This is a genomic window from Vibrio sp. 10N.261.51.F12 (genome assembly GCF_041471725.1).
Classification (GTDB): Bacteria; Pseudomonadota; Gammaproteobacteria; order Enterobacterales; family Vibrionaceae; genus Vibrio.
In genome coordinates, this window is the sequence record NZ_JBFROV010000044.1 from 1 (window position 1) to 9,891 (window position 9,891).

Below are 9,891 nucleotides of genomic sequence, written 5' to 3' on the forward strand. Positions count from 1 at the left end.
TAACAATTTATATAAAGAAGTAATCGTTGAAAATTGATGGGTTAGCCCCCATAGTCATGGGTAGAGTGTGGTGTGAAATGGCTGAAAGAACGTTGATTTTGGCCTCAAAAATCAAGTGAGAGAAGTTATGGCGGAAGTACGAGCCAGAATAGAATTAAAAGTTGGACTTAACAGTGATATCGAAGCTGAAATGCTTTCCTTCCGTGGGCTGAATTCTGATAAAGAACACGTAGCTGTAATATTTCAGCAAGCTGATAAGCGAAAAGAAACCCCGTTGGTGCGGATGCACTCTGAGTGTTTAACTGGTGATGTATTCCATTCATCTCGCTGTGACTGTGGTGAGCAGTTGGAAGAAACGGTGCAAAAAATGGGTTCGGAAGGTGGGATTATTTTATACCTTCGCCAAGAAGGTCGCGGTATTGGGCTATATAACAAAATTGATGCGTATAAGCTCCAATCTGAAGGGATGAATACCTACGAAGCGAATAACCATTTAGGGTTTGGCGATGATCTTAGGGATTTCTCTGAAGCGGCTCAAATGCTTAAAGCCCTTGATGTTAATACCATTCGGTTAGTGACGAATAACCCTAAAAAAGTACGAGAGCTTCAAGAGCACGGTGTAGAAGTGAAAGAAGTGGTGAATACAAACGCACACGTAAAAGAAGGTAATGAAAGTTATTTAAAAGCGAAAGTATCGCATGGTAAACACAACTTGAAGTTCTAATACGCAGCTCTGAGCTTGAGTGGGCGGATGAGCTGCTGGTACGTGCTCTAACATCAGTCATCTCTGTTAAGCCATAATATAAAAGCAGAACACCAAGACGGCCACTGACTGCTGTACGCTTGTTAAGAAAACCTCACGGAAGTGGGGTTTTTTTGTATTAATCGTTGAAAATAAATTGTAACTGAGTATTATTGCGCATTGATAGTGTTAATGATAATAATTCGCACTACACAATAATAATTAAGCTCAACAAGGATGCTTCAATGAATGTAACTATTTTTATGAAGAGTGCAGTGGCCGCCTCTCTTTTACTTAGCTCAACCGCTGCGTTTTCAGCAGTATCAGAAGAACAGGTTGTCGAACATTACGCCGATTTAGCTCACGCTGTATTTTCAGACGCGCTTATTACTGCAAAATCGCTAGACACTTCTATTAACACTTTTCTAGCTAATCCATCTGAAAAAGGCTTGTCAGACGTCAAACAAGCATGGATTGCCTCTCGTGTCCCATATCAACAGACGGAAGTATTTCGTTTCGGTAACGCGGTTGTGGATGATTGGGAAGGCCAATTAAATGCATGGCCACTGGACGAAGGTCTGATTGACTATGTCAGCTCGGATTATCAGTACGAGTTAGGTAATGATGGAGCACAGGCAAATATTGTCGCTAATGAAAGTCTGAAAATCGGACCTACCACCCTTGACGTTAAAGAAATCACACCGGCTCTTATTGCTGATCTTAACGAAGTTGGCGGATCCGAGGCTAATGTGGCATCAGGGTATCACGCGATTGAATTTTTGCTGTGGGGGCAAGATTTAAACGGTACAAACTCAGGTGCGGGCGATCGCCCTTACACTGATTATGTTGTTGGAGAGGCTTGTACAAACGGCAATTGTGATCGACGCGCACAATACTTACAGGCAGTCTCAACACTATTAATCCAAGACCTGGCTTGGATGGAAAAGCAGTGGGCAAAATCTGAGAGCAATAATTATCGTGCAACACTATTGGCTGACAAGCCGGTCAATGGTGTGAGAAAAATGCTGTTTGGTATGGGGTCGTTGTCATTAGGCGAACTTGCCGGTGAGCGTATGAAAGTGGCGTTAGAAGCCAATTCTACCGAGGATGAGCACGACTGTTTCTCAGATAATACGCACAACTCGCATTACTATAACGAGCAAGGTATTTATAACGTATATACCGGTACTTATGTGCGTACTGATGGTTCACTCATCGTCGGCGCAAGTATCGCGGATTTAGTGACTCAGAAAGATAAAGTGGTTGCCAAAGAAATCCAAAAACAGTTCGACCTTGCACGCGCTCAGGTCGGTCAATTGGTCACATCGGCAGAAAAACACAACCAACATTTCGATCAGTTGATTGCATCCAATAACCCTCAAGGTAATAAATTGGTCAATGACACTATTATAGCCTTGGTTGCACAGACCGGTTCCATCGAACGCGCTGCGGGCATTATTGGTATTAGTAGTCTAAATCCAGATACCGCTGATCATGAGTTCTAATCACTAAATAATGAAGGATTGGTCGTGGTTAAATCATCGTATATTCAGCGTTACAAGCGACCAATAATCAATAAGTTATTGATAGTAATGAACAGATAATAAAAATAATAAAGGGGGAGCACCCCCTTTTCTGATCGGAAATGAGTGAGCCGCGTATGTCACACCTAAAACTTCTAATTGCGATAGCAAGTGTATTGCTATCGCTGCAAAGCTATGCCGAATCGTCAATCAATAAACATTCGGGTGGGAAAACCTCTGTAAATAAACAAGGGCCTAATGCCTTTTCTTTACCCGCAGCCAATTTACCAATGAGTAAGCGATTGGATTTCAGTGTCGGTAACAGTTTTTTTCGAAACCCATGGGTTCAAGCCCCAGCATCGACTGATGCAAGAGATGGGTTAGGGCCATTATTCAACACCAATGGTTGCCAAAACTGCCATATCAAAGATGGGCGAGGTCATCCACCAGAAGCCGGCGACCAACACGCTGTTTCTATGTTAGTTCGACTTAGTATTCCTGCTGAAACGGATGCCCAAAAAAAGCAAGTCAAGCGATCTGGTGTTATCCCTGAGCCTAATTATGGTGGGCAATTACAAGATTTTGCGCTGCCAGATATGACGCCAGAAGGCCAAATCAGTATTACCTACAGTGAATATCCGGTTCAGTTTAAAGACGGAACCCAGGTAATGCTCAGAAAACCGAATCTAAAAATTGTTGAGTTGGCTTACGGCGACTTACACCCCGATGTAATGATGTCTGCCAGAGTCGCTCCTCCAATGATTGGGTTAGGATTGTTGGAATCTATTCCAGAAGAGACTATTTTGGCATTCGCTCGTGAGCAAGCGACGGATGGAACGCCGATATCAGGAAAGCCTAACTATGTCTTGGATGTTAGGACTGAAAATATGGTCTTAGGTCGATTTGGCTGGAAGGCTGGTCAGCCTAACTTAATGCAGCAAAATGCGGCGGCATTTCAAGGTGACTTAGGGCTGACGAGCACATTATTTACCAGCGAAAATTGTTCAGCAGCGCAAAAAGAGGTTTGCCATGATGGCGTGAGCGGTGGTTCACCTGAAGTGAGTGATAAAATCTTAAATTTTGTTGAATTTTATAGTCAACATTTAGCCGTGCCTAGTCGTCGTAACAGCCAAGACCCTCAAGTTATTCAAGGACAGCAAGTCTTTGCGCAAGCTGGGTGCGAGAGTTGTCACCGTACTAATATTCAAACCTCGATGCGTGATGGTTTACCCGCACTATCTAATCAAACCATTCATCCTTATACCGATATGTTGTTGCATGATATGGGAGAAGCTCTCGCTGATCATCGTCCTGAATATGACGCGACAGGGCAAGAGTGGAGAACGCCACCATTATGGGGAATTGGCTATACCAAAGAGGTCAATGGGCATACTTATTTCCTACATGATGGCCGGGCAAGAAACCTAACGGAAGCTATCTTGTGGCACGGCGGAGAAGCTGAGACGGCCAAGCAAAACGTACTTGCTTTGAGTAAGAAAGAGCGAAGCGCTCTACTTGCTTTTTTGAACTCGTTGTAGGAGACCATTGTGGATAAACGTAAAACGACTAAGTGCTTACCAAATATGTCCATAACTTTGATAGGGTTATCGGCAGCTTTGCTTGCAGGATGTTCTACCTCGATAGAGTCTTCTCAACCTCAGTCAACACAACATATTAGTCAAGGGGTGTATGAAGTTGAATATGCCTCTGCAGCTCAATTTAATGTGGCAATGGACGCGTTACACCAGCAGGCCCTGCAATATTGTGACAATGACACATCGTTGGGGTCTGTTGAACAAGCGTGGCAACAAGGCATGCAGCAGTGGATGTGGTTACAAGGCCAGGAAAGAGGCCCCATGTTAGCGCTGGAACAAAACTGGAATATTCAGTTTTGGCCCGATAAGAAAAACACCACCGGCCGAAAAATGGCAGCCGCGAGTAAACAAACCTCGTGGTCTGTTAGTGAGGTTAAAAATGAAAGCGTGACGGTACAGGGCTTAGGGGCCGTAGAGTGGATGTTGTTTGATGTTAAAGGGCGCCCAAGCATCGAATCTAAGAGCAATTGCTCCCTTTTATCGGCGATTACTGGCTCACTCGCTGAGCGCTCAGCGACAATTTTGACCGCGTGGTCCGAGAATCCATGGCAAGCGTTAGACGAAAAAGCATGGCACGCCGAGTATTTGGCACTACAGACGAATCAGCTCGACTATACGATGAAAAAATTGTCGCGCCCGTTAGCAAAAATAGGCGCAGCCAAGCCTTACTTTGCTGAGTCATGGCGTGCAAAAACCTCAATGACGAACATCAAAAGTAATGTCGAAGCGCTACAAGCACTTTATTTAGCCAATGGGCAAGGATTAGATAGTATTTTGCGACACTCCGGAGACAGTCGTTTGGCCGACAGTATCAAACAACAATTTGTCACTCTATTAGACACGTGGCCTGAAAACCCAAGTTTATTTGAGTTGTTGCAAGATAAAGACGGCTACCGAGCGGCGTTAAGTCAATACAATAAGCTCGAGCAACTTAAGTATTTAATAAGTGAAGAAGCGGCCGTAAAGCTGGGGATTGTGATTGGGTTTAATGCAACTGATGGCGATTGATAACGGAAAACGTAACCTTTTAAAACTGGGGGCTTTGAGCCTGGTTTCTCCAGGGTTGTTAGGCGGTTGTGCGATGACGCAACAGCGTCTGACGTTTGAGGGGTCTCAAGACCGTGCCCCCAAGCTTATTGGCGGAGCGATACGAACTGCTGGTGGCTATGAGGTTGTGGTTGCCTCGCAAAATGGACAGCCTGTGCATCATATGCCTTTACCACAACGAGGGCATGGAGTCGCGATTCGTCCGGGCTCTCAAACTGCGGTGGTATTTGGGCGTCGTCCAGGTACGTATGCCATGGTATTGAATTATCAATCTGGTCAAATGGAAACGTTAATACCCGCATCTACAAGTCGGCACTTTTATGGGCACGGGGTGTATTCACTAGATGGACATTGGCTATATGCGACTGAGGGGGAAACGGCCTCTAGTCGGGGCGTGATAGGGGTTTATGACGCGCAACGAGGTTATCAAAAAGTTGAAGAATTTACCGACTTTGGTATTGGACCTCATGAGATTATAGTGATGTCAGACGGCACGCTAGTGGTCGGTGTGGGAGGAGTGCATACCGATGGCCGCACGCCATTGAACTTGACTTCTATGGTGCCGAGTCTTAGTTATCTCCGTCCAAGTGGCGCTGTACTTGAACAAGTAGGCTTAAGTGATACGCATAAAAGTATCCGTCACTTGGCTCATGATGGCGCTGATACGGTGTTAACAGGTCAGCAATATAGGGGAGAAAGTGACAGGTACGTACCATTAGTGGCACTGCATAAACGCGGTGAGTCGATGCAAGAACTGGGTGGTGAACCCGAGGATTGGGCTCGATTTAAACACTACATTGCGAGTATTGCCGTCAATGATAGTCACATTGTGGCAACGTCACCGCGAGGCAATTGCTATGGCGTGTGGGACAAAAACACAAAACGACTGCTGGAAGTGAACGTACTTCCAGATGCATCTGGTGTTGTGGTGAAAAATGATCACTTCTTTATCAGTTCTGGTGCGGGGAGAGTGGTTGAAATCACACCGAGACTAACAAAACATATAAAATCCTCGCCGACACAATGGGATAACCACTGGCACATGATCACATAAGTGAGACGGCGGTAATTTCAGATTAAAATAGCCATGTTGTCGCTGTGATCTCTGCCATACTTAAACTCTGGACACAAAGGAGTGGGTAGATGTCAAAGCAGTTATTAACGGTGATGACCGCCGTAAGCGCGTGCTCAATTGCAGCGGCTGTGCATGCGGCGCCAGACCAACTTGTGACTGAAAGGGACACGATTACGTCGGTTTCGCCTTTCTCGCAAGCGTTGACACGTGATGAGTACAGGGCGACGGAAGCAGGCTCTCCCCTTCGTAAACAGACGACATCGGCGGTGAGCCCTTTGCTGTACCACTCACTCGTCGACTATATCTACGCGGAAACCGATAGCGATGAAATCTGGTCGGACAGCGAACTTAATGCACAATTAAATTTGCAACTTGATATGGTCAATCTCGCGGGTTTTAGTCCCTTGTTTGAAGACAGGGTGACTCGCATGCAATCCTTGTATCAAGCGCAACGATTTGACGAATACGATCGTTTGGCGACCGACACTTTGTTGCTGTACATCAGCTACATTGCTGATGTACCGGAATTGGGCAAGCAGTGGTATTTTTCTGAAAGTTTAGTTGATGCACTTCCAAGGCCTTCAGCGACAGAAGTCGAATTGTTTGTTTTGGCGATTGAAAACAATACGCTACAAAGCTATTTACGGACTTTGTCATCGCCGATGATTTTGCAACCTGGATTCGACAATGCCTATATCGACTTACTTGCTAAATCTCAGTTGGAGGTGACGGCCTATGAACAATCAGGGTTACTTAGGAAAGGAGAACTTGTTGATCTCGAGCAGTATGGCCACTTACTCGCACGTTTGGCTGATTCTGAATTTTATGTTGAAGAGAAAGAAAACGGACTATTTGATGACTCTTTAGAAACCGCGATAAAACAGTTTCAAGCACTGTATGGGCTAGAAGATGATGGCATTATCGGCCCGAACACTCTGCAATGGCTCAATAAATCGGCAAAGGAAAAGCTAAGAATATTAGCCCTGAATGCCGAGCGTTCGAGACTTTGGCCGCAGCAGCGTGACAATATTATCTTGGTCAATGTACCAAGCTTTGAGCTTGAGTACTGGGGGGAAGGGCAGGCGCGCTTTGAGTCAAAAGTGATTGTTGGTCGATTGACACGTCAAACACCAATCTTTGAAACCAAAATGGACTCTCTGATTGTCAACCCTACTTGGAATGTGCCTTGGAAGATCATGGTTAAGGATATTATCCCCAAAGTAAAAAACGACCCTACGTACTTATTCGCTCAACGTTTTGAAATATTAGAAGGTTGGCACAACCGCGTCGTTGTCGATCCGACCATGATTAACTGGCAAGAAGTTCAAGCCAAGCGCTTCCCTTATCGAATGAGGCAGCAAGCGGGCTCCTCTAATGCGTTGGGGCAATATAAATTCAATACACCAAATGACAGAGCCATTTTTCTCCACGACACTCCCGGTAAACATTTGTTTAACGAAAGCAGTCGTGCGTACAGCTCTGGGTGTGTTCGGGTAGAACATGCTGACAAATTTGCCCAAGTCCTCCTGGAACATCAAGGGAAGTTGCTGAATGATTTGTCTACGTATCGCTCGAATAAGGCTATCTCTTTTAAGCAGCGAATTCCGGTGCATATCATCTATCAGACGGCGTGGCTTGAAGATGGCAAAGCTCACTTTCGTGCGGATGTATACCAATATGACATGCGCCGCGATGATGTAACAGAAACAGCAATGACAAAGAATTGATTTACGCGTCATGACTTCCTAGTGATGACGCGTTGAGTCAATATGTTCGTAGAAAGCGGGCTTAGCTCGTGACGCCTGAATACTTGTCATCACTAGTAGACAATGTCATAGTCTCGCTACTTTATTTGAATAGTAGGATTTACGATGAGTCTTAAGTATCAAGTCGTTCCAGTGACGTCTTTTTCGCAAAATTGTTCCATTGTTTGGTGTGATGAAACCATGAAGGGAGTGTTAATCGACCCAGGTGGTGATATTGAACAGTTGCAAGTGCTTATCGAAGAGTTGGGTGTTCAAGTAGAAAAATTAGTTCTCACTCATGGTCACCTTGATCATGTTGGTGGCACTGAGCCCCTTTCTAAAAAACTGAACGTACCCATTGTGGGCCCACACAAAGCGGATAACTTTTGGTTACAAGGGTTAGAGAATCAAAGCCAAATGTTCGGCTTTCCGCTAACCAAAGCTTTTGAACCAAACGAATGGTTTGAAGACGGTGATGTTGTGACATTTGGTAATCAAAGCTTGCAGGCTATCCATACACCAGGACACACACCAGGACACGTGGTACTTTTTAATGCCGCTGCAAAACAAGCTTTTGTTGGTGATGTCTTGTTTAAGGGGGGGATTGGACGTACTGATTTTCCTCAAGGGGATTACGACACATTGATTCAGTCGATCAAAGGTAAGTTATGGCCGCTAGGGAATGATGTTTCTTTTGTACCTGGTCATGGGCCTGAATCAACATTTGGCCATGAACGGGTATCGAACCCATTTGTCGCCGATGAAATGCCGCTTTACTAAGGCTTACTTTCTTCAATCAAGGTTTTATTCTTTAAATAGCTGTTGGTCTGCTGCTGCTAAATAGCGGCGGACCAAGCCGACGAACTTATCTGCACTTCTGTCTAAATCGGCTTCGGCAATAAAAATATCATACCCAAAAAACTCTCGCTGATATTTCATTCGGTTGGCAAGCATTGCCATAAGACCATGGTACTGAGTGCCATCAGTATCAATGTAAACACTTGAATCTAAGACAATATCTTCAAAAATTGTCTGTGGTGAAGTTTGCTGCATTCCGACATAAAGTAGAGCTCGTTGGCTTAACAAGAGATCGGTTGCGATTCGCGGACAAATGGCATTCAGGTAAGCGCCATAACTGTTGATTCGCAAGCCTACCCAAGGAAGAGGGGTATGCCAGCCATCTTTATGATGACTGCAGATCCCTACTCGTTCGATATCAGTCCAACGCAATGCCCATCCACCTTTAAAAAGATGCTGCTGAAAATGCGAAGCAGTAAGGGTAAATGTGACGCGACTTTTGATTACCGTGAAAAATGTGAATCCGAGGGCGACCGCCAGTAAACCGGCGATAATGAGTCCGAGTTTCCAGTTAGGCACCAAAAGAACGAGTGCGATACTGATTATCAAGCCTAGAAACGCAAAATTACGAAGACTCGGAGAATGCCATGAATAATCGTGGTTACTGATATGAATCGTTTCCATATTTGTGATAGTGCAACCTTCAGTGATGATTGAAAATGATGATCGACGGTGCATTTTATGACTTGATGATAATACGTAATGGACGGTGTTATTGATTAAATAATAGTCATAAACATGGAAAGTCGGCATTTTTCGCGACGCTTTGTGTCATGCCTCTACAAAAGTGGTCAAAATTTTGGTATAAAACGCGCTTCAAATTTTGACCACTGCTTACAGCGCAGTGAAATGGAGAGAAAACTCAATGAAACTTGCTCATAAGCGCAAAGTGCAATCAAAATTGCAAAAGCGCATTAAAGCGGTAGTTGCCAATACAGCAGCTGCAACAAAAACAATGAAACCTGTTGTAGCAAAAGCATCTGTAACGGAAAAAGCTCCTGTAGCTGATAAAGCAACTGCGACAAAAAAAGTGGAAGTAGCTCTAACTCCTAAGCAACAACAAGTATTAGATATTGTTGTTAAGCACACAGGTGGCATTAATTCTAAAGGAATTGGTCAGGAAGCCGGCCAAGAGGATGCAAAAGCAGCGTCTTGGGCAACGGGTGCTCTTAAGAAGTTATTAGATGAAGGTTTAGTTGCTAAAGAACAACTTGCTGGCAATAAAGTGATTTATAAAGCACAGTAATACTTCATTTTATTTAAAAACAAAAAAAGCCCCTTTCGAGGGTAATGCCGATCAGTTAAA

The 9,891-nt window shown here is 44.5% G+C and carries 9 protein-coding genes; 8 read left to right on the forward strand and 1 reads right to left on the reverse strand.

Annotated elements, in window-relative coordinates; translation table 11 throughout:
- Window positions 1–127 precede the first annotated feature (127 nt).
- The 7 genes from ribA (at window position 128) to AB4405_RS21700 (ending at window position 8,507) form a co-directional block, all read left to right on the forward strand.
- Window positions 128–724, forward strand: coding sequence for a GTP cyclohydrolase II (gene ribA / locus AB4405_RS21670; protein ID WP_102471524.1), 597 nt, complete (start codon window positions 128–130; stop codon window positions 722–724).
- Between the two features lie 281 nt (window positions 725–1,005).
- Entirely contained in the window at window positions 1,006–2,247 is a 1,242-nt protein-coding gene (locus tag AB4405_RS21675) for an imelysin family protein (protein WP_372062792.1), read from the forward strand.
- A gap of 155 nt (window positions 2,248–2,402) precedes the next feature.
- Complete coding sequence (locus AB4405_RS21680) at window positions 2,403–3,803, forward strand: di-heme oxidoredictase family protein (protein ID WP_372062788.1); 1,401 nt, start codon at window positions 2,403–2,405, stop codon at window positions 3,801–3,803.
- A 45-nt stretch (window positions 3,804–3,848) separates the two neighbouring features.
- The gene (locus tag AB4405_RS21685) at window positions 3,849–4,868 is read left to right on the forward strand and encodes an imelysin family protein (protein ID WP_372062793.1); all 1,020 of its coding nucleotides are present in this window, start codon (window positions 3,849–3,851) and stop codon (window positions 4,866–4,868) included.
- Window positions 4,849–5,961: a DUF1513 domain-containing protein gene (locus AB4405_RS21690; RefSeq protein ID WP_372062794.1), complete on the forward strand. Its 1,113-nt coding sequence runs from the start codon at window positions 4,849–4,851 to the stop codon at window positions 5,959–5,961. Before AB4405_RS21685 ends, AB4405_RS21690 begins: the two co-directional genes overlap by 20 nt.
- A gap of 89 nt (window positions 5,962–6,050) precedes the next feature.
- A complete protein-coding gene (locus AB4405_RS21695) occupies window positions 6,051–7,709 on the forward strand; it encodes a murein L,D-transpeptidase (RefSeq protein ID WP_372062789.1) in 1,659 nt (552 codons plus the stop codon).
- A 144-nt stretch (window positions 7,710–7,853) separates the two neighbouring features.
- Window positions 7,854–8,507 (forward strand): MBL fold metallo-hydrolase, encoded by a 654-nt coding sequence (locus AB4405_RS21700; RefSeq protein ID WP_372062790.1) that lies wholly within the window; start codon window positions 7,854–7,856, stop codon window positions 8,505–8,507.
- 24 nt (window positions 8,508–8,531) lie between these two features.
- Here AB4405_RS21700 and AB4405_RS21705 read toward each other — a convergent pair whose 3' ends face one another.
- Window positions 8,532–9,209 (reverse strand): DUF2982 domain-containing protein, encoded by a 678-nt coding sequence (locus AB4405_RS21705; RefSeq protein WP_372062791.1) that lies wholly within the window; start codon window positions 9,207–9,209, stop codon window positions 8,532–8,534.
- Between the two features lie 241 nt (window positions 9,210–9,450).
- Between AB4405_RS21705 and AB4405_RS21710 the strand changes: the two genes are divergently transcribed.
- Window positions 9,451–9,831: a MarR family transcriptional regulator gene (locus AB4405_RS21710; RefSeq protein ID WP_102471530.1), complete on the forward strand. Its 381-nt coding sequence runs from the start codon at window positions 9,451–9,453 to the stop codon at window positions 9,829–9,831.
- Window positions 9,832–9,891 lie beyond the last annotated feature (60 nt).

Coding starts and splice junctions, on each gene's coding strand:
- AB4405_RS21695 (WP_372062789.1), top strand. CDS start 6,051: ATGTCAAAGCAGTTATTAACGGTGATGACCGCCGTAAGCGCGTGCTCA.
- ribA (WP_102471524.1), top strand. CDS start 128: ATGGCGGAAGTACGAGCCAGAATAGAATTAAAAGTTGGACTTAACAGT.
- AB4405_RS21700 (WP_372062790.1), top strand. CDS start 7,854: ATGAGTCTTAAGTATCAAGTCGTTCCAGTGACGTCTTTTTCGCAAAAT.
- AB4405_RS21710 (WP_102471530.1), top strand. CDS start 9,451: ATGAAACTTGCTCATAAGCGCAAAGTGCAATCAAAATTGCAAAAGCGC.
- AB4405_RS21690 (WP_372062794.1), top strand. CDS start 4,849: ATGCAACTGATGGCGATTGATAACGGAAAACGTAACCTTTTAAAACTG.
- AB4405_RS21675 (WP_372062792.1), top strand. CDS start 1,006: ATGAAGAGTGCAGTGGCCGCCTCTCTTTTACTTAGCTCAACCGCTGCG.
- AB4405_RS21685 (WP_372062793.1), top strand. CDS start 3,849: ATGTCCATAACTTTGATAGGGTTATCGGCAGCTTTGCTTGCAGGATGT.
- AB4405_RS21705 (WP_372062791.1), bottom strand. CDS start 9,209: ATGGAAACGATTCATATCAGTAACCACGATTATTCATGGCATTCTCCG.
- AB4405_RS21680 (WP_372062788.1), top strand. CDS start 2,403: ATGTCACACCTAAAACTTCTAATTGCGATAGCAAGTGTATTGCTATCG.